Origin of the sequence: Arthrobacter sp. 179, from assembly GCF_052379645.1 — a bacterium.
GTDB lineage: Bacteria > Actinomycetota > Actinomycetes > Actinomycetales > Micrococcaceae > Arthrobacter_H.
The window spans coordinates 34,710-55,406 of sequence record NZ_JBQSYU010000011.1 but is presented as its reverse complement, the minus strand read 5'-3'; the positions used below and the strand labels follow the sequence as shown (position 1 = coordinate 55,406).

General features: G+C 58.7%; 13 protein-coding genes. 7 read left to right on the top strand and 6 right to left on the bottom strand.

All coding sequences use genetic code 11. The features are described from left to right. The first annotated feature begins 6 nt into the window (after positions 1-6). Positions 7-774, top strand: coding sequence for an ATP-binding protein (locus ACT3UE_RS08625; RefSeq protein ID WP_444566543.1), 768 nt, complete (start codon positions 7-9; stop codon positions 772-774). A 509-nt stretch (positions 775-1,283) separates the two neighbouring features. On the opposite strand, the gene ACT3UE_RS08620 is transcribed toward ACT3UE_RS08625, so the two are convergent. Continuing rightward, entirely contained in the window at positions 1,284-4,523 is a 3,240-nt protein-coding gene (locus ACT3UE_RS08620; protein WP_444566542.1) for a CDP-glycerol glycerophosphotransferase family protein, read from the bottom strand. Positions 4,524-5,034: 511 nt separating this feature from the next. On the opposite strand from ACT3UE_RS08620, the gene ACT3UE_RS08615 reads away from it, so the two are divergent. From ACT3UE_RS08615 to mutM, 4 genes are read left to right on the top strand one after another with little or no spacing between them, the layout of a single operon-like run. Continuing rightward, the gene (locus ACT3UE_RS08615; protein WP_444566541.1) at positions 5,035-5,553 is read left to right on the top strand and encodes a YceD family protein; all 519 of its coding nucleotides are present in this window, start codon (positions 5,035-5,037) and stop codon (positions 5,551-5,553) included. Positions 5,554-5,555: 2 nt separating this feature from the next. After that, on the top strand, positions 5,556-5,759 hold the full coding sequence (gene rpmF, locus ACT3UE_RS08610; protein WP_086996298.1) for a 50S ribosomal protein L32: 204 nt from the start codon (positions 5,556-5,558) through the stop codon (positions 5,757-5,759). Positions 5,760-5,768: 9 nt separating this feature from the next. Continuing rightward, complete coding sequence (rnc, locus tag ACT3UE_RS08605) at positions 5,769-6,488, top strand: ribonuclease III (protein WP_444566540.1); 720 nt, start codon at positions 5,769-5,771, stop codon at positions 6,486-6,488. Then, positions 6,489-7,418 (top strand): bifunctional DNA-formamidopyrimidine glycosylase/DNA-(apurinic or apyrimidinic site) lyase, encoded by a 930-nt coding sequence (gene mutM, locus ACT3UE_RS08600; RefSeq protein ID WP_444566539.1) that lies wholly within the window; start codon positions 6,489-6,491, stop codon positions 7,416-7,418. It abuts the gene before it with no gap. Here the strand turns inward: mutM and ACT3UE_RS08595 are convergent. From ACT3UE_RS08595 to ACT3UE_RS08580, 4 genes are read right to left on the bottom strand one after another with little or no spacing between them, the layout of a single operon-like run. Next, positions 7,415-8,230: a serine hydrolase domain-containing protein gene (locus tag ACT3UE_RS08595; RefSeq protein WP_444566538.1), complete on the bottom strand. Its 816-nt coding sequence runs from the start codon at positions 8,228-8,230 to the stop codon at positions 7,415-7,417. The genes mutM and ACT3UE_RS08595 overlap by 4 nt on opposite strands. 39 nt (positions 8,231-8,269) lie before the next feature. Further along, the gene (locus tag ACT3UE_RS08590; RefSeq protein WP_444566537.1) at positions 8,270-9,292 is read right to left on the bottom strand and encodes an NAD-dependent epimerase/dehydratase family protein; all 1,023 of its coding nucleotides are present in this window, start codon (positions 9,290-9,292) and stop codon (positions 8,270-8,272) included. Continuing rightward, on the bottom strand, positions 9,289-11,970 hold the full coding sequence (locus ACT3UE_RS08585; protein WP_444566536.1) for an alpha/beta fold hydrolase: 2,682 nt from the start codon (positions 11,968-11,970) through the stop codon (positions 9,289-9,291). Before ACT3UE_RS08585 ends, ACT3UE_RS08590 begins: the two co-directional genes overlap by 4 nt. Further along, positions 11,964-12,989, bottom strand: coding sequence for a 3-oxoacyl-ACP synthase III (locus ACT3UE_RS08580; RefSeq protein WP_179204237.1), 1,026 nt, complete (start codon positions 12,987-12,989; stop codon positions 11,964-11,966). Before ACT3UE_RS08580 ends, ACT3UE_RS08585 begins: the two co-directional genes overlap by 7 nt. 229 nt (positions 12,990-13,218) lie before the next feature. Between ACT3UE_RS08580 and smc the strand changes: the two genes are divergently transcribed. Both smc and ACT3UE_RS08570 read left to right on the top strand, forming a co-directional pair. Next, positions 13,219-16,830: a chromosome segregation protein SMC gene (gene smc / locus ACT3UE_RS08575; RefSeq protein ID WP_444566535.1), complete on the top strand. Its 3,612-nt coding sequence runs from the start codon at positions 13,219-13,221 to the stop codon at positions 16,828-16,830. A 189-nt stretch (positions 16,831-17,019) separates the two neighbouring features. After that, positions 17,020-19,017 carry an acyltransferase family protein gene (locus tag ACT3UE_RS08570; protein WP_443347954.1) on the top strand — a complete coding sequence of 666 codons (1,998 nt, stop codon included), beginning with the start codon at positions 17,020-17,022 and terminating at the stop codon, positions 19,015-19,017. On the opposite strand, the gene ACT3UE_RS08565 is transcribed toward ACT3UE_RS08570, so the two are convergent. Beyond that, positions 19,010-20,221, bottom strand: a complete 1,212-nt coding sequence (locus ACT3UE_RS08565) for an MFS transporter (RefSeq protein WP_443347955.1) — start codon at positions 20,219-20,221, stop codon at positions 19,010-19,012. The two genes, ACT3UE_RS08570 and ACT3UE_RS08565, sit on opposite strands and share 8 nt — an antisense overlap. Positions 20,222-20,697 lie beyond the last annotated feature (476 nt).

Genomic DNA, 20,697 nt, shown 5'->3' with positions numbered 1-20,697 from the left:
GGGGGGATGTTCACCAGCGTTGACTACGAAAAGTTCCGCGCTCTGCGCATAACCCAGATGGCCCTGCACTTCGAGGAGCTCCTCAAAGACGACGGCAACGACCACCGCACCCCGGAGGACCTGTTCCTCACCGCAGCGGCCTCGGCGTTGGAGACCCGGCGGGCCACCCGCATCGACAAACTCATCGCCAAGGCACGGTTCCCGATCCCGCACGCATCGATCGAAGAGATCCGCTACCTGCCAGAACGAGGGCTCACCGAGGTGCGGATGCAACGCTATGCCGTCCATGACTGGGGCGCGGACCCGACGAACCTGTTGCTGGTCTCGCCCAGCGGCGGTGGCAAGAACTACATAGCGTGCGCGATAGGGATCGCGGCCTGCCTGAACGAACACAGTGTCCACTACACGCGGATGGACGAGTTGGCCCGCGAGCTGGTCATTGCCAGTGGCGACCGGATCGCCCACCAGGCCCTGCTGAACAAGCTCAGCGACGTTGACCTTCTCCTGATTGACGACTTTTTGACCATAGGCATCGACGCGGCCGCAGCGAACGACCTGTTCACGATCCTGGACAACAGGGACCAGCGGCTCCCGACCATCATCGCCAGCCAATCCGGTCCCACCTACTGGGTCGAGACGCTGCCGGACAAGGTCGCCGCCGACCCGATCGTGAACCGGTTGGCCAGCCGAGCGAGGACCATCAACCTCGGCGCCGTCGACATGCGTAGGCTCCAGGCCAAAGAGGAACGCGCGCGGAGGGACCACTGGGAATAACCGCTGCGCGTCGGCACCGAGGTGGCCGCTACGGTGCGGCGGTGCCGAGCCCGACGCCGGTCAGGAACAGCTCGTGTTGTTTCTGACCGGTACCGCCTCGCCGAAACAACAGGTACCAAGTGCACGGACCATCCGTACCATCAACCCGTACTCGCCAGTGGTGCTCAACCGCACTACAAGTGGAGCCGACGGAAGCCAATATTCAGTGCTACTTGGGGGCCACAAAGTATAGATTCTTTTAGCGGTTCATAATCGAAACCCGGCCAAGTTCACCCCCCCTCCCCCGGGTAGAACAAGTTCTTGAACTAGCATGCGACCATTAACCGCATCTTGCACTCAACGCCATCTGGGTCGCGAAAGGCAGCCGGAACATGCCTGGGGATGCCAGCATGGCCAAAGGAGAAACTGTCGGCGAGAGCTGCTGGCCCCACCGGCAGTATCACTGGTTCCGAAAGGCAATACCGAGTGCACCCAACACTTGAAACACTCACTCGACCACTCCAGAAAAGCTATAGCGGCAATGGGGGAGTAGGGCTGAAGGACCTGACGCTGTCATACCAACTGACGGGCGCGCGTTGCTCCTCACGGGCGGCTTTAACGGTCGCATCACTCATTAGCTCGCGCGTACCGACGTGATCACGAAGAGATCCAAGCAGCGGCACCCCCAACGGGTCAAGGTCTGAAACCTGTATGACTGAGCATAGAACGGGCGTTCCGAGGCAGCGCCGGAATTCACGTTCATAAGCCTGCCTATAGATGGACTCTTGCTCGTCGTCGAGAAAGCGACGGCTGCGACGGTACTGGTTGATGTTCCACCGTTCCTCAAGAGAAGTGACGTGCGCGCCGGCCCGGGCCACGCGAAGAACATCCTCCGGTAGTCTGGCCACCTCCATTTTCCGGTATTTATTGTCACGTATCTCTGACTTATCAAAGAGGACTACGACAGGGCGCCCGGCGGCGTTGAGCTTGGTGATTCTTGTGATAAGAGCATCGGTAGTCTGGCCAGGTTGGAAGTCGTGCCTGAAAAGCAACGGTGGATTTGGGCTCCGGGGCGCGTCGACCGTGTATTCTTCTGCTTCTGCGAAGAAGAAGTCGATCGCGCGTTGCGTTGCCATGCCATCTTCCATAGGTGCGAACATACGCTGAGCGTCCCGATGCTCCCGCTCGTCTGCGATCCCACTGTCCATGGCCCGCTTGACACACGCCGTCAGTTCAGTGATGTTGCGGGCCAATTCGCCAGGCATATCATCCATGGAGAAGTACAAGCCACGTTCGGCGACATACTCTTCAAGATCGTAAGCATAGAAGACGATCGGTTTGCTGGCGCTCAGGAAGTCAAAAAAGATACTGGAGTAATCGGTGACCAAGACATCGGTAATCCCCAAAATGTCATAGGAATCAATTTCCGGCGGTATAACGGAAACGTCTTCGATGTTCATCCCCCTCAACAATCGTTCCGTAGCGTGGTGGGCGCGAAACAATATATGGACATCGACGTCCGTCAATGCCCTGAGATCGCTTTCTAGTTTTTCTCGATCGAAGCGCTTTTTCGGGCCCGTGCCCCTCCAAGTTGGAGCGTAGAAGACCACCTTACGTCCGTCTTCGGCTATACCTAGAGCGGCAAACAAAGCGCGTCTACGAGAAGTATCGATATTCATCATCCGGTCAACGCGAGGCGTGCCCACTCGTCCGATTTTTCCCGAGAAAAGAATACCCACTTCATTGCGTACGATGAGGCTATTTTGAGTGTGCTCATTCGGAGCGAGGAGATGCGTGGTCTGAAGCACGTTGCGGCCGATATTGCTGTGGTCCATAAAGCCTGAGCTGAGGTCTTTTCCAAGAGTCTTCAATGGCGTGCCGTGCCAAGTATTGAGGTATTTCTGTCCAGGTCGTCGAACGTAGTACTGAGGGAATGACACATTAGTTACTAGGTATTTGGCGGTTGCGAGGACTCGACGGTAGAGGAGCGATCCACGATTGACCAGGCTGACGCGGGGGTCATTAGAGACATCGACAGGTACTTGGCAATATTTATTTACAATCCACGTAAAACGTAGATGAATATATTCGGGATCATTGCGAAGCAGACGGTATATCGCCGCCGGATTGCAATCTATTTTCGTGCCGTGGTAACTCTCGAAGACGACGTGTGACTCGTCCATTTGGTACGCTTCCAAAAATTCGACGTACTCCATGTTTTGTAATTGCCATGGTTTGTCAAAATAGGAATGATTTCCGACATCAACTGGGCGTCGGAACACTTGAACGTTCAGGAAAGTCTCCAGCGCGCCCTTTTCGTCGCCGGAAGCGAGCTGTGCCGCTGCTAGCTTAAAGTAGTGCTCGCTGTCCTGCTTGTCATCTTGGCGCACTACGGCTTCGAACGCGGTGATGGCGTCGGGGAGCATGCCCTGTTCCATCAGGGCTGTTCCACGTTTGGACAATTCGCCGACTCGGTGGGTTCTCAACGCATGATCCAAGCTTGCTTGTTGCAGCTCAGTTTCGTACTTCGAAGGTGTGTGTAATGGGGCCGACTCGGAGGTTGGGGCGTGCTGACACGACTTTTGGACTGGACTCATTTGCCGGAAGACTTGGAGGGCCTCGTAAGTTTGTCCCACCGCATAGAGGCAATAAGCGAGGCGGTACCTCCAGTTTTCTTTGACCTGGGGGGCCAACCTGACCGCGGAACGATAGGCGTCTATTGCTCCATAGAGGTCAGAGCTTCTTTCTTTTGCCATACCCAGATGAAAGTGACGGCCTGGCGATTCGGGGTCGCGTACTAAAGCTGCGTAGTGGTGCTCTACGGCAGCCTCCCAGCAATAAGAGCGCTCGCGTGCGAGACCGGCACGGTAACGAAGGTCACCGGCGTCGGGGAGCAAGAGGACTTGGTCTTCGTAGAGTTCTGCGGCCTGCTCCCAGAGCCCCTGTCGATGAAAATACACTCCTGGACCGAGCTTCTTCGCAACTGGATCATTGGAAATCCGTATTCCGTCTTCGAAGGACTTAGCTGCGTCAGCTGAGCGGCCATCTTGCCGCAAAGCCCAGCCTAGATGGAAGGCCAACCCTTCATCGGTTGGATCCAATGTTCGGGATCGTTCCATATGGGCGATCGCACGTTTCAAACAGCCTGTATCAATCAGTGCCATTGCCAGATGAAAGTGAATAATCGGGTTCTCTGGGTCCGCATCTGATGCAGTCGACAGGAGCGCCAAACGTGTGTCTGCCACGTCTGATTTCAGCACGGATTGAATCGCTGGTGTTAATTGTGAGATTGCTGCTTCAGACGTCGTGCACGCGAGCCCTGGTGGAGTGTGGTTGCTAGTCCGCGGGGCCGCGGCCAGAACGCGCGCTCTGTCGAGCCTCTTCTTCCAGCCCTCATTCTGTGGATCGAATTCAAGAACATTGGCATAAGCAACCACGGCTTCGGAGTACTTCTCCAGGCGTTCATACAACGCTCCGAGTCGCACATGCCACAGGGGATTTGATGAGTCCAACTCGAGTGCGCGCTGTGTGGACACCGTTGCCTGCGCGAACTTCTCCAGGTTAAACTGTGCGTTGCCCAGATAATAGTAATTCTCTGCGGTGGCGGAAGCCTCGATCGCCGTGCTGAAAAGTCGCTCTGCTTGAGCCCAGAGACCCCGACGTGCCAGTAAGCGCCCGCGCTGTGTGTGGAATTTCGACATGGAGATTCTTCGCATGGTCTCGGCCACCTCTGTAAATTTCCGTTTCAGATTGAAGTTCGCGGCATCCACTTATCGGTTCGAGCGGGATGCGGTGGAGCAGAGAGGGACTGTGCTGGTGCACATATCGATCTCGCTGACGCATCGGTTGCAGGAAGTGAATGCTATATAAGGAACATTCTAGCTGTACGGATATAGTTTGTGTCGGATTGCGGCGCATCCGGAAGGCGGGTAACTAGTGGCCGGAGCGATGCTAATGGAAAGCTCCGGAACGGCGTTATTGTCATTAGTCAGGTGGCATCTCAGCCAGCGGCGACGTGGCGGAATCCGAGCACTGGCCGTCGGTTTCGTGCCCGCGCGACGGATATGTTCCGCGTGAGCGCGTGTGGTTCGCGTAGTCAGGCGCATGCTTGTCCTTGAGTTTGGGGTGTCGCTCGGTGTTAGGCTATGATGTAATGTCGGTCATTGTTCTACAGGAGTTCTCATTAGCGATAAGCGTTCAGATCGTCCGTCGTCACGCGGAATCGATCGCAGCTCGCCGTTGGTCTTTTCGGCCAAGGAATTCGGGGGATACCCGGGTACCATGAAGACTCTTGAACGGACCGTGCCCGCCCCACCTGAAATGGGGGCGGCACTGATCGGAATCGAAGAGGGATCGGATATCGATTTGGATCTTCGATTCGAGGCCGTACACGAGGGAATCTTGGTTTCCGGTACAGCATTCTCGGGAGTATCCGGCGAATGTGGCCGTTGCCTGGAGCCCATCGCGTATGACCTCGAGTCTGACATTCAGGAGTTGTTCTTCCACGAAGGCACCGAGTTGCCCGACGAGGAGGACATGGACCAGCAACAGATCGTTGATGATTTCATCGACCTGGAGCCGGTACTCAGGGATGCAGCGGTGACCGCGCTGCCGTTCCAACCGGTGTGCCGAGAGGGCTGCGAAGGCCTCTGTGCAGAATGCGGGATTCGTCTCGCGGACGAGCCCGGACACCACCATGAGATCCTAGATCCCCGCTGGGCAGCTCTCACCGAGCTGGCTGGCACCACCGCAGAAGATGCGGTACCGAGTACAGATTCAGTCGAGAGAGAAGAGAGTTAGCCGTGGCTGTTCCCAAGCGGAAGATGTCCCGCTCGAATACCCGGGCCCGTCGGTCCCAGTGGAAGGCAACTGCGCCGAACCTGGTCAAGACCATGGAGAACGGCCGCGTCACCTACAGCCTGCCGCACCAGGCCAAGGTCGTGACCGACTCCGCCGGTACCGAGCTGTTCCTTGAATACAAGGGGCGCAAGGTAGCAGACGCCTAATAACGTCACATGCCTTCAACAGAAGAGCTTCTGAAGCGTCTCGGGGTCACTATCGACCCCGGGACGCTTCGTCTTGCCCTCACGCACCGCTCCTATGCCTACGAGCATGGAGGACTGCCGACCAACGAACGCCTCGAGTTCCTCGGCGATTCGGTTCTCGGCTATGCCGTGACAGACCACCTCTACCGGACCTACCCGGACCTGCCGGAGGGCGATCTCGCGAAGCGACGTGCCTCCGTAGTCAGCACCCGAGCACTCGCCGGGATTGCGCGCAGCATTGAAGTTGGACAGCATATTCTCCTCGGTCAGGGTGAGGTACTGACCCATGGTGCGGACAAGTCCTCGATCCTTGCTGACACCATGGAGGCGTTGATCGGTGCCACGTACCTCAGCGATGGCCCAGACGCGGCACAAGCCCTCGTGATGCGTCTGGTAGGCCCGCTGCTATCGGACGTTGAACACCTCGGCGCAGGCACCGATTGGAAGACAGCGATCCAGGAAATTGCGGCAGCGCGCAAACTTGGTCCCATTGACTACTCCATCACCGGCACCGGCCCTGATCACGCGCGGGTGTTCGAAGCAACGCTACGCATTGGCTCTACTGATTACGGAACGGGCACGGGCCCTTCGAAAAAGGAAGCCGAACAAGAGGCAGCTGCGATCTCTTATCGGACGCTGGTCCCCTCAAAGACTTCCGTGGGGCCGGAAAACAAGACGGCCCACGAGTAGATGCCGGAACTTCCGGAAGTAGAAGTTGTGCGACGCGGTCTGCAATCCTGGGTGGCCGGCCGGAAAATCAACGAAGTCTACGTCCATGACGCACGCTCCATCCGTCGACATCAGGACGGCCTAGCTGACTTTATTGCCACGCTGCAGGGCACAACGATCATCGACATTGTGCGACGTGGAAAGTTCCTCTGGATGCCTCTGGACGGTGTGCCAGGTGGAGCAGCACTTGTTGCCCACCTCGGAATGAGTGGTCAACTGTTGGTTGAGGACTCCACGGCGGCTAACGAAAAACACCTGAAGATCACCTTTGATCTATCGGCTTCGGCCGCAAAGCCGGAGCAATTACGCTTCGTCGATCAGCGGATCTTCGGGGGCATGCTCATCGCACCCCTGGTGCCGACCACCGACGGCGCCCCGGGAGGGCAAGGTTCCCAAGCTGCAACCGTTCCCCAAGCCGCCTCGCATATCGCCCGCGATGTTTTGGATCTCAATTTCGACATAGAGAGTTTCCATCGCCGGCTGCGGATACGTAGAACAAGTATTAAGCGGGCGATGCTAGACCAGGGACTGGTGTCCGGAGTAGGCAATATCTATGCGGACGAGGCGTTATGGGAGGCCCAGATGCACTACGCCCGTCCCACCGACACTCTGCGGCGTCCAGACACCGTCAGACTAGTTGATGCCCTATCGACGATCATGGACCGAGCACTTGCTGCCGGAGGGACTAGTTTTGATCAGCTTTACGTCAACGTGAATGGTGCGTCGGGCTACTTCTCTCGGTCATTGAATGCCTACGGGCGCAACGGACAACAGTGCCACCGCTGCGCAGACGAGGGAAAACTTTCGCTGATTCGCCGGGATGCATTCATGGGCCGCTCGTCCTACTGGTGCCCCGCCTGTCAGCGGGTTCCGCGCAACGCCCGCTTCTAGGCGGAGAAGTCGGAGACTACCGCATCGTTGAACGGCGTCCACGCATCAATCGCCCATGGGCCAAAGTCTCGGTCGGTCAAGGCAACGCATGCTAAGCCAGCTGAAGGGTCAACCCAAAGGAAGGTCCCTGACTGTCCGAAATGGCCGAAAGTCTGAGCCGCGTTCCTAGTGCCAGTCCAATGGGGTGACTTGTGGTCCCTGATTTCAAAACCCAGGCCCCAGTCGTTGGGCTTCTGGCGCCCGTAGCCGGGGAGAATGCCGTCAACACCGGGAAATTGCACGGTCGTTGCTTGCTCCATGGTGGGTCCGGCCAGAAGGGTAGGCCGCTGGAGCTCTGCTGCGAAGAGCGACAAATCGTGGAGAGAAGAGACGGCGTCGGCGGCGGGAGAACCTTCGAGCGCCGTTCTGGTCATGCCCAGGGGCTGCAGCACAGCTTCGGAGAGATAGGTGGCAAAGGGGATGCCTGTCTCCGATTCGAGGGTCTGTCCCAGGACATCGAAGCCCCTATTCGAATAGATGCGGCGGGTCCCCGGTTCGGCATGAATAGCATCGGAGGAAAAATCATAACCGCCGGTATGTGCCAGCAGGTGGTGAACCGTTGAACCTTCCGGGCCTGCTGACTGATCGAGCGAAAGTGCCTCTTCTTCCAGAGCGACCAGGAATGCGAAGGCTGAGAGCAATTTGGTGACAGAAGCAAGCGGAAAAATGCGCTGGGGGTCCCCCCGACTGTCCAAGGTGTTGCCTTCGGTGTCCAGCACGGCTGCTGCGGCGTGGGGGACAGGCCATGTGTCGAGTAGGTCAAAGGCGGTCATGAAGCGGTGCTCCTCATCGGTTGCGGGTGGTGACGCAGCCTATTCCTTGGTGCGCGGCGCAGTACCACCATAGTGGGCAGCGAGTCGGGACAGCCCATCGTCAATGGAAAGCAGGGGCTTCCATGCGAGGACTTCATGCGTGGTGCGTTGGTCGAACCAGTGCGCAGTGGACAATTGCTCGGCGAGGAATTCCGTCATCGGTGGCTCATCGGAGACCCAGCCGTGACGCAGCGCGCCTGTCCAAAGCCTCTCTATCACTTTGCCTGCGTTGCGGGCCAAGGATCCGGGGACACTGAACTTTGGTGCGGGGACGCCGCCGGCGGCACAGATGCCGGCAATGAGCTCACCGACTGGACGTGGCTCTCCATTGGTGATCACCAAGGAGAGACCATGGGCAACGCTGATCCGTTCCAGCCCTTGAACAATCGCAGAAGCCGCATTGTCGACATACGTAGTATCGATCAAAGCCAGGCCGCCATCCAGCAAGGGCAGCCGGCCTGAACGCGCTCTATCGATGACCCGTTCCACGAGTTGAGTGTCGCCCGGGCCCCAGACGACGTGTGGGCGCAGAGCGGTCACCCGGAAACCGGGTGAGTCGGCTTCCAGCGCCAAAAGCTCGGCACTGGCCTTGGAACGGGCATAGTAGCCTCGCGCGGCATCGGGTGCGGCAGTACCGGCCCCCTCTCCGACGATCGCGGATCCCAAGTGCGCCACGGAGGGCGATGAAACGAAGACGAAGTCTTCAACGCTAGCCGTTCGAGCGGCGGACAAGAGGTTCCTGGTGCCCTCGATGTTTGTTGCGACGAACTCCTCCCACTCACCGGTGAAAGAGACCTTCGCAGCCAAATGTACGACAGCAGAAACGCCTTCGACAGCGGCGGCAACGGCGTGGGGGTCGGTGACAGAGCCTCGACACTGTTCGACGCCGGGCAATGATGTGGGACCGCGTTGAAAGGTCCTGACACGGTAACCGCGGGCCAGCAGTTCTTCGGCCACAGCCCGTCCCAGCATGCCACTCGCCCCGGTCACCAGAACGAGCTTGTCGTGATTGGCAGTACTCATTGCAGGGTTGCCTTTTTCCCGGACAGAAGCTCGGCAGACCACTTTGACAAAGCAGAACGGTCGATCTTTGAATTGTGCCGGATATCGGTGGGCAAATCGGGGATGACCAATACTGCCGCGGCCGCCATACCGGTCGCTCGGGTTATGGATGAACGTACGTCCTGCGTCAAAGCCTGAGCAGCCAGCCCGGAACGACGAGTTCTCTGCACGGTTTCCACGATGACGACCACTGCCTGTGTACCTGCTGGTCCAACCCCGACGACTGCGGCACGACGAACACCCGACACGGTCTCTGCAGCCAATTCTGCGGCAACGGGTGTCATCAGCCCCGAAGGAGTGGTGAGGATATGTCCCAGCCGCCCCTGAACCCATAGACGCCCCGCGGAGTCGAGATGGCCGACGTCGCCCGTGTGATGCCAGCCTGGATGAACTGCGCTGGCGTGCTCGGTGACCCATAACCGGTCGTACCGATCCTTGACATGGGGAGCCGAAACAACGATTTCTCCGACCTGGCCAGGGCTGGCATCCAGTTCATCGGAAACGCCTCCCTGATCGTCCAACGCCGCGATGGAAACTTGGGCGCCCGCCACGGGTTGGCCGACACAGACTCCGTCGCCCGAACCGGCGGCGAGGATCCCTTGAAGACTGATGTCGGTGATGGGTAGTGCCTCGGTCATCCCGTAAGGCGTGTGGACCTCTGCCTGCGGAGCCAAGTCCTGAACTTGTTGCAGCAAGGTGGTCCCGAGTGGTGCCCCGGCTGAGAGGAGTAGATCCACGCGTTCAAGAGCAGCTCGTTGGATGGAGTCGAGCTCCGCCGAGGTGGCCAGAACGTTCACTAAGGCGGCAGGGGAGGCGAAGACGATGGTGGCGTTGATGGCCGCTGCCGCGTCAGCCAGCGCGGAGGCAGACAGGGTCCTGGGTGAGGTCACGTCCATATCGGGCGTAACGGATACTGCCCCCAGAGCCGGCCCCAGAAGGGCGAAGGGGGCAAACCCCGCCACGAGGGCGTCGCCAGACTTCAATCCGTAGGTGGCCTGCAGGGTGTCGCGCATGGCGGCTAGCTGCCGATGAGTATAGACGACGCCTTTGGCCGGTCCGGTGGATCCTGAGGTGAACAAGATGGCGGCGTCGGTATCGGGATCTGCCGCCACGAACGGCGGAGCACCGGCCTCGATGCTACCCATCCCTGATTTCTCCAGGTCGCCGACCGTGGCGACCACGCCCAGGAGCCGACGTTTGGCGGGGGAGAGGTCTCCGGCGGAAATCCGCTGACCGGGCCATTTCAGCGCCTTGGCGGCCAAGAGGGCCCGTTCGATGCCGATCAGGTACCCAGGGCCCGCACCGCGGATCGCCCTGCCGAGACCCTTCGTGCCCAGTCCGGCATCGGCGACGACAATGATGGCCTCGAGCCGGAGACAGGCATAGATTAAGGAAGTGAGCTCCGCGCTGGGTGGGACCAGCAGGTTCACTCGATCGCCACGGCGGACACCCAGTTCGGATAGACCGTGGGCAATGGCATCGACGCGTCGGACCAGTGAAGCCCACGACAGGGAAGTGGAACTTCGTACGCCCTCTCCGGCGGGTCCCATGTCTACGACCGCGTCTGCGTGGTCATCGCGATGGGCGTCGAGTTCGGCGAGCATGCTGCGGAACCCGGTAGCCAGGTCGCGATCGCGAGGACCGCCGTCGGAGCCGACATTGGCGCGTGACGGGGCGTCGTCTTGAAGAGCAGACTTTATTTCCGACCTTTGGTGCACCGTGGAGGAGAGCCAGGCCAACAAGGGAGTGGCGATATCTCGATCTTCGGGAAGGAGGTGACCGGCGCCTTCGAAACGGTGCACATCTGCTTGAGGCAAACGGTACATCAGGTCGCCCAGGTAGCGGTCGGAGAAAATAGGATCACGCGGACCCCACATCATCAGTGCCGGGACCTCGAGTGTCCGGATCTCCGTGGAAATCTGATCTAGGGTTGGCCAACTGGGATGCTGCGGGGTAGCGGGGATGTCGGCGACGAAGTTGGCGACCCCGGCACGTGCCGGGGCTGTGCGATACGGAGCCATAAACGCGCATTCAACGTCGGACGGCAGGCTCGGGTGTGCCAGCGCGTGGGTGACCTTGAGGAACGTCGGGGTGGCGCGCGTGCCCCAACCATGGACCGCAGGGTGCAGTGCAAGACTGAGGGCAGGTGGTAGGGAGAAACCTGCGGGGTGAACTGCGGTGTTCGTCAAGACGATGCCTGCCAGCTGTTCGCGATGCCGTGTCGCCCATCCCAGGGAGATGAGCCCTCCCCAGTCGTGGCCGAGAGTCACCACGGGGCCTTCAATTCCCAGTGCGTCGGTCACGTCCCCGAGGTCGGTGACTCGATCCGCTAGTCGGCGAAATGTGCCAGTCCGGTCGGAATAACCCATATCGAGCTGATCGACGGCTACTACGCGCCATGGGGTTTCGGCCTCGGCGCCGGCTTCAAGGACGCTGCGCCAGAGGTAGGACCAGGTGGGATTTCCGTGTACGGCCAGAATGGTTCCTGCTGGTGCTGCCTCCCGAGCTTCGAGCGCTGGCAGGTTGTCCAATAAATGCCATTGGTGGGACGACCCGGCGGGATCACAGCTGGCTGTTGAGGGGACGGTAAGGTATCGGGAGAATTCCGGGCGGACCCCGGGCCAGCTCCTTGCTACCACGCCAGCTCCAGCATTGCCGTGTTCAGACCGGAACCGACACCCATGCAAAGCACTCTGTCTCCTGGGTTGAGCGTGTTCGCCTCTTGGGCCAGCGTCATGGGAAGCGAAGCAGGACCGACGTTTCCCCATTTCGGGAACGTGATCGGCACCCGGTCCCGAACGAGGTTCACGGCCTTGATAATGGCATTGGTATACGAATTGGACACTTGGTGTGTGACGTAACGGTCCATGGACCCCCAGTTCCAACCGTCCTGATGGGCTTCGTCCCAGGCGTCGACGACGAGTTTCAGACCGTTGTCGAGCAGGCCTTTCGTGTCGGTGTACATCCCCTGTGGGCCGCCAACGCACAGTTCGTGATGTTCGCTTCCGGCGCGTGAGACGCCTCCGAGGATGCGGTGTGAGCCTGGGTGTTCGTCGGCGCGGCCGATGACCGCGGCTGCAGCACCAGAGCCCAAGGTCAGGGTTGCGAATTCGCGGAGGTAGTCCTCACGTGTGGAATCTTCGCGGTTCAATCGATCGAAGGTTGGTTCCTGGGCAATCTGGGAATCTTCACCAGCGACGATCAGTGCGTACTTAATCTGCCCGGAATCGATCATATTTGCGGCCAGCGTCATGCCGTTGACGAATCCGAGGCAAGCGTTGGCTAGGTCGAAGTTCATGGCTGAGGACGGTAGACCGAGCCCATTGTGGACTTTGACGGCTACGGAGGGCTCAAGATTCCTGCGGGTGACCGAGGTATTGATGAGCAGGCCGATCTCGCCGGCTTCAACTCCGGCTTCGGCTAACGCCTTGGATCCGGCTTCGATAGCCGCGTCGTCGAATCCTGTTCCTTCCGGCCACCAGCGTCGTTCGCTGACACCGGCTACCCGTTCGAGGAGCTTCTTGGACAGACGCAGTCGCTTGAGGCTCGGCTCTAGTCGCTTATCGAATTCGCTCGAGGTGACGACGACGGGAGCCTCCACACTCGTAACGGCAATAACCGCCGAGTTGGTGTGTCGAAACGTTGCATTGCCGCTCAATATCCAGCCTTCGTCCATAGAGGATTCATCTGCCGCCGACGCATCCCTATGATGCGAAGACTCTCCAACCGTTAACTATGCACTCTGCGAAGTGGTTCCCGCACATTCGCCATGCGGTATGAACGCCGCCTGTGACTTTTCTCCCCTCGAGTGGCAAACCCGCCGCGGGAGTCCAGACACAGTAGATTGGAGGGAGGAAGACCTTTGCCCCGCCGTCCGAAAGACCTCCGTGCATCTCAAGACCCTGACCGTTCGTGGATTCAAGTCGTTCGCCTCAGCGACGACTTTTGAGTTCGAACCCGGCGTCACTGCCGTGGTTGGCCCGAATGGTTCTGGGAAATCCAACGTCGTCGACGCCTTGTCGTGGGTGATGGGGGAGCAGGGAGCTAAGACACTCCGTGGCGGCAAGATGGAAGATGTCATCTTCGCCGGAACCTCTGGCCGTCCGGCGTTAGGGCGAGCACAGGTCTCGCTAACTATCGATAATGCAGATGGTGCCCTGCCCATCGAATATTCAGAAGTGACGATCACCCGGACCCTGTTCCGGGCTGGCGGCTCTGAATATGCCATCAATGGTCAGTCCTGCCGCTTGCTCGATATCCAAGAATTGCTTTCCGACACCGGAATGGGCCGGGAGATGCACGTCATCGTCGGGCAAGGGCAACTGGACCGTATCCTTCATGCCACATCTGATGAACGCCGAGGTTTTATTGAGGAAGCCGCTGGGGTGCTGAAGCACCGCAGACGTCGGGAAAAGACCGTACGCAAACTCGAGTCAATGGCCACCAACCTCTCGCGCCTTCAGGACCTCACAGGAGAGGTTCGGCGCCAGCTGACACCGTTGGGTAAACAGGCTGACGTTGCACGTCTGGCACAATCGGTCCAACTTGAGGTGCGCGATGCGCGTTCTCGGCTCCTGGCCGACGAGTTGGTGACCCTCCAAGAAGCCCTCCATCGCGAGGTCGAAGACGAACGACGAATTCTTGTGCGACGGGACGAAGTCGACGTGGAGGTTACCCGAGTCCGCGCCCGGCTCGCGGAGCTGGAATCTGCTGCCGCGAGCACTGTTCCTGCCCTAAACTCCGCTCGAGAGACATGGCACGGGTTGAACACCATGAAAGAACGGTACAGATCTCTGGGCGCCTTGGCGAAAGAACGCGAACGCGGCTTGGCTGAGCAGAGTCGCGTCGTGCACGATCCGTCGCGGGAACCGGACCGGTTAGAAAGCCAAGCACAGCGTTTACGCGTTGATCTGGAAGAGCTTGAGAACGAACGCGATAAGTCATCAAATGTACTCGATTCCGCGATTGCTGATCGGAAGGAATCGGAACAGGCCGCGGCCGTAGAAGGCCGCCGAATGACCGAATTGATGCGTGCCATAGCTGACCGTCGCGAGGGACTGGCTACCCTGGCCGGAAAAGTCGCCTCGGCACGCAGCCGCGTCGAATCACTCGAAGGTGAGCTGGGCAGACTGCGGGCATCGGCCGAACTCGCACGTGTACGCGGTTCTGAGGCACAGATGAAATATACCGAACTGGAACAGCAGGCTAGCGGTGTTGAGGACACGGAAGAGGACCTGGACGCTTCGCACGAATTGGCCGAGGAACGTTTGGCGTCCTGCGATCGAGAGTTGGAGCAGTTAGTTTCTCGGGAGCAAAAAGCAGAACGTGAACGGGCCGCTCTTCAAGCTCGTCTTGACGCACTACACTCTGCGATGAGCCGCAAGGATGCCTCTGAGGAGATCCTTGCAGCAGGGCATCAGGGCATTAGGGGGCGTATTAGTGCAGAGCTCCATGTCGAACCCGGATACGACGGGGCGATTGCCGCTGCGCTAGGTACCTACGCCGAGGCGCTAAGTGCCTGTAGCGCCGACGACGCTCAGCGAGTCCTGGAAACAGTCCGTGAACAGGAATCAGGCCGTGTCCACCTGATCTTTCCGCAGGCAGCCGAGTCAGGTGCTTTTGTCTCGGACCAGCGGGCGGAAACGCACGCGAAGAGGAATCTACTGCCCGCTGGTGGCTTGTGGGCTTCGGGCCTCGTGGATGTCAAGGAAGCATCCCCAGACGGCCTCGCCGAAGCTGTCCGGCATCTTCTGCGCAACGTCATCGTCGCTGAAAATAGGGAAGGCGCTGTTGAACTCCTGACCGCAGCACCCCAATTTACTGTGGTCACTCGCGATGGCGTGGTCCATTCGACGAATAGCCTTGCCGGGGGATCTGGCACCGGTTCATCACTTGTGGAGCAACAAGCGGCCATTGATGCCACCAACGTCGAACTCCATGACGTCACCGCATGCTACGAACAGCTTCGTTTCCAACGCTCAGCGCTGGAAACTACACGCAGCGAGGCTGCCGGGGCTGTCGATACGGCACTTGAAAAGTTGTACCAATCAGATGCCCGCATTACCGGCGTTGCTGAACAGCTGGCAACTCTCGGAGCCACAGCCCGAGAAGCTGCCGCAGAGGTCGAAAGATCAAGAGACCGGATCAGCGTTGCCACGGAGTCGGTAGCCGAAGCCAAGAAAACCCTGGCTGCACTTGAGGAGCGCCTGGCTGCTACCCGGGAGGCCCCAGCTGATGAAGAACCAGACAGCTCAACGCGCGCGAGGCTAGATGCAGAGGCCGGCAAGGCTCGTGAGCGAGAGCTTGACGCACGGTTGGCTCTGCGGGGCAGTGAAGAGCAGGTCAAGAGCTTGTCGGGCCACATTGAATCACTCGTGAAATCCGCCGCGGGGGAACGCCGTAACCGTGAACAGGCTGAGCGGAGAGCCGCGCTACGACGTCGTCAAGCCAAACGTGCTCAAGCCGTCGGACAGGCGATCTTGTTGGTGCAAGAACACCTTGAAAGTTCATTGCAGGAAGCTGCGGACGAACACGCACGGCTAACGAAGCATCGCGACCAAATAAATGGCGAGCTGGGGCAAGCCAGAACCCGATCAAATGAACTAGGTAGTGAGTTGGCCGGGCTCACTGATTCCGTGCATCGTGATGAGTTGGCGCGCTCCCAACAACACACTCGCATTGAAAGCCTTGAAGCCCGGGCCCTCGCAGAGTTGGGGATGACGTCGGAGCATCTCATCGAAAACTATGGTCCCGACCTATTGGTCCCACAACCTGACCAGGAAAGCGATAGGTGGGCGGCTTTGCGTCAAGACGTGGACATGGACGGAAACCCGGTGCCGGTGGGACGGCCCTTCGACCGTCACCAGCAGGAAAAACGTTTACGGAAGGCAGAAAAGGATCTAGCGTCCTTGGGCAAGGTCAACCCCTTGGCCTTGGAAGAGTTTGCGGCACTTGAGGAACGCCACAGGTTCCTGGCGGAGCAACTTGCGGATCTGAAATCCAGTCGCAAAGACCTTCTGGACATCATTCGCGACGTGGATGAACGAGTTGAACTCGTCTTCACGGAGGCCTTCCACGATACGGCCGAACAGTTCGAACAAGTCTTTGCCACACTGTTCCCGGGCGGTGAGGGAAAACTGGTGTTGACCGACCCAGACGACATGCTCAATACGGGGATCGAAGTGCATGCCCGTCCAGCCGGCAAGAAGATCAAGCGTCTCTCACTACTTTCTGGTGGAGAGCGATCATTGACTGCCGTTGCGCTCCTGGTAGCGATTTTCAAGGCCCGTCCATCGCCGTTCTACGTGATGGACGAGGTCGAGGCTGCCCTAGACGATACGAACTTGGGTCGATTACTGCTGATTTTCCGCGAGCTCCAAGAAGTTAGTCAACTGATCATTATCACGCATCAAAAGCGCACTATGGAGATCGCTGACGCACTGTATGGCGTCTCCATGCGCGGCGATGGGGTCACGAAGGTGATCAGCCAACGGCTCTGACCACGTCAAGCTTTTTGCCGTCTCTGGCATGAAGATGTTTGAACCAGTGCGTCTTGATCGTTCACGATCTGACCCGAACTGTAATCTAGATCGTTGCCAAAAAGCGGTACGCCGAACAGGAGAAGGACCATTCACGAGAGTCAGACGCAGACGAAGCCGAGCCGACAACTTCGTTTTGATATCCAAGGGTTGCGTGCCATTGCCGTCACCTTGGTGGTGACATACCACTTACTTCCCGGAACGTTCACGGGTGGATATATCGGCGTAGACGTCTTCTTCGTGATCTCCGGGTTCCTGATCACCAACCACCTCTTGTCCAAACCCCCGACGACGCCGAGGCTGCTCGCCGACTTCTGGGCGAGGCGTGTCCGTCGACTGCTGCCAGCGGCTTTTACAGTTATCGTCGCGACCCTTTCCCTGACCTGGCTGGTAGCGCCCGAAAGTCGGTGGCGAAGCGTCTCTTGGGACGGAATAGCCTCCGCATTCTATGTGCAGAACTGGCGCCTCTCAGCGAGTTCTACCGATTATCTGGCAGCAGAGGAGGCACCTTCTCCGCTCCAGCACTACTGGTCGCTGTCCATCGAGGAACAGTTCTATATCTTCTGGCCCATCCTTATCTTGGTGGTCTTGGCTGTTTCTTCTCGAATGCGGTGGAACTCGCGCATGGTCGTGACGGGAGCTCTGGCTACAATCACCGTGGCATCGTTCTCCTATGGATTGTTTCTGACAGCGTCAGAACCGGCAGCCGCATATTTCGTAAGTACGACCAGAATCTGGGAGCTCGGAATTGGCGCCCTATTAGCTTGCGTACATCAACTGTGGCAACCAGGCCGTCTACTCAGCATGTTTAGTGCGTGGGCGGGACTGTTGTTGATCCTCTGGGCCTCCATCACTTATACCCCAGCAACGCCGTTCCCTGGTGCTGCAGCTTTGGCGCCTACCTTGGGCGCAGCTTTGCTCATATGGCCGGCCTGCACGTCCCGCTGGTCACCTACAGGAATCCTCAGCCTCAAACCCATCCAGTGGGTTGGGGATGCCTCGTATTCGATATACCTCTGGCATTGGCCTCTGATCGCCATCGTGCCCTGGGTCGGCAATGGACGCCTTGGTTGGCTGGATTCCGTGGTCATCATCGGGGCGACCTTGGGCTTGTCTGCCTTGAGCAAGACCTTCATCGAAGATCGCTTTCGCCAAGCTCGTATGCTGCGGCTGCCGTCGCGTAGTTTTGCCATGGGAGCGAGCTCGATGGCTCTGGTGGCCGCGTTGGCCCTGGTCCCGGTCTACTATGTCGGCCAACAAGAGGCGATGTCCGAACAGAAAGTTGCCGAAGCGAAGACGGGCGCGGATCCGTGTTTAGGGGCGCGGGCATTGGACAAGCCTCCTAAGGGTTGTCCCAGTGTTCAGCGTGACGAGTTGGTACCTGCGGCTGCCGTTGCAGGTGAGGACAAGTCCGATGCGTACGCTGATGATTGCTGGGAGAGTTCGCCTTATCCTGGCCTGACCAAGTGTGTGTATGGGCATGGCAGCCGCAACATCGCCCTCGTTGGTAACTCCCACGCCGGTCAGTGGCTTCCCGCACTACAAAACATTGCCGATAAGAGTGACCTCAGGATCACCACCTACCTTGCATCGGCCTGCGCGCCAATTGATGCCGATTTGGCCATAAGCCCTGAGAAGCGGAAAGGGTGCCGTGAATGGGGTCAGCGGATGGTTCAAGCCACGTCAGGACATGCTTTTGATCTGGTGGTCGTCTCGACACGCAACGTCTATGGGGTCGAAGGATCGTCTGAAGGAAGCTTTCATGAAGATCTGGAAGAGGGATACCAGGGACTGTTGGAAACTTGGCAGGAAGCAGATACGAACGTGCTGGTCCTCCATGACACGCCCTTTCCACATGACACCGTTCCTTCCATCCCGGATTGCCTCGGTGACACGGATAAATCCCTCGCAGCATGTTCCGGTAAGCCAAGCGACTGGATTCCCGGCGATCCGCTATATGATGCCGCGAGGAAACTTGACGGGAGCATTCGTACGGCCGATTTGAACGACCATATTTGTCGTCCGGAGCGTTGCTATGGAGCAAATGGCGGGGTCGTGACCTACTTCGATGGATCACATTTATCGGCTACCTATGCCACAACACTTTCCCCTTACTTAGAGCCGGAAATCCTGTCGGCTCTCAACTAACAGTGGAGCTGGTGTCGGTCGAGGGGACACGAATCCAGGCTCCAGCACCGGCCAAGCCGATGATGCCGGTCACGACGAATGCCCACCCGAAACCCATCTGGTCCGCGATGAGGCCCGCGACTACAGGACCTAAAATGGCGCCGGAATCACTGGCCATCTGGAAGCCTGCCATGACTTTGCCGCCATTATGATCGCGGCCGATGACGTCGGCTACGGCAGCTTGCTGGGCAGGGTTCATAAATCCGATACCGGCGCCAGCAATGATCGAGAGCGCGATGAACAGCACCGCGTTGTCGGTCAGTCCAATTCCAGCCATGGCGACTGACCCCACCGTCAGTCCCACCAAAACCGGCATGCGTCGCCCATATTTATCGGTAATTCGCCCCGCAATAGTGAGTGCAGCACCGTTGCCAATGGCGAAGATTCCCAACGACAGACCTGCTAACGCTGCTCCATCGTCAAAAACTTGCGCGGCAAAGAGAGGTACCAACGCTACCCGTACGCCGAAATTGGACCATCCGTTCGCGAAGCCGGAAAACAAGGCAGCCCGATAACTCGGACTCTTCAACGCATCGTTGAATTGCATCGCTGGGCGTTCGTCACGGGGCCCACGCTTCGCGGCCGATCGCACTCCCAAAAGTGACAAATACACGAAGGCCGCTGCGATGATGAGGGCGCCACCGTAGATGAAGAACGGCAGGCGGTATCCGAAGACCGCCAGGAAACCGCCGAGAACAGGGCCAACAATGTTCCCGATGAGGAATGATCCGGCATAGTAGCCGGATATCCGTCCCCGGATCTCGGTGGGTGCTAGTCGGGCGATGAGTGACATGGCAGAAACGGTGAACATGGTCGATCCCAGACCACCAGCTGCCCGGAAGACCAGCAATTGGGTGTAGTCCTGTGCAAAGCCACACAGGATGGTCGATACCGCGACAATGAGCACACCCCCTACATACACGGGGGGCTCGCTCAGAGCAGACGTCAGCCGACCACTGACCGGCGCGAAAGCTAGGCGTGTGAGTGCGAAGACACTGACGATGAAACCGGCTTGGGCGATCCCGACGTCGAAGCTTTTGGCGAATTGCGGCAGAATCGGTGCGATCAGTCCGAAGCCCAGCGCTATCACGAAAGCCGCAGCGATTAGGACCTTGATTTCGCGAGTGATCGTCGATTGCTTGGGCGGAAGAACAGGGCTGGACATCAAGTCCACAGCCTAGACGATGAACCTCTTATGACGTGAGTCGCGCCAGGGATGGGAAGGACACCGTCACTAGTTTTGCCAGTAATGCCGTCGGCTCCGGCTCAATGCGGCCTTGAGAGTCGTGCGACGGCAGGTCTCCAAACGCGCGGCAATCCGTGCCTTTGGCATGCCCTCGGCAGCCAGTTTCGTGATCAGCATTTAATCCTCCAAAGTATTCATTCTTCAGTAGTCGATTGTTCATTTATCAAGCCTTGATAGTGTCCAGTTCCCGAACATCACAAGCGATTCAGATTGCTGTGGCGAATTGATTAACTAACATCTCTTCTGATGCCACGTGGCCGATAAAACGCCACACCCCACTGGGCCGAGTCCGTTTACAGGGACAATGGGGCACATTGCGAACACAAGAACTGGTGCTGGTTTGCGAACTCGGCATCCACGCCCCTTCCAGGACCATCAGTGAGTTGGGGCTGTTG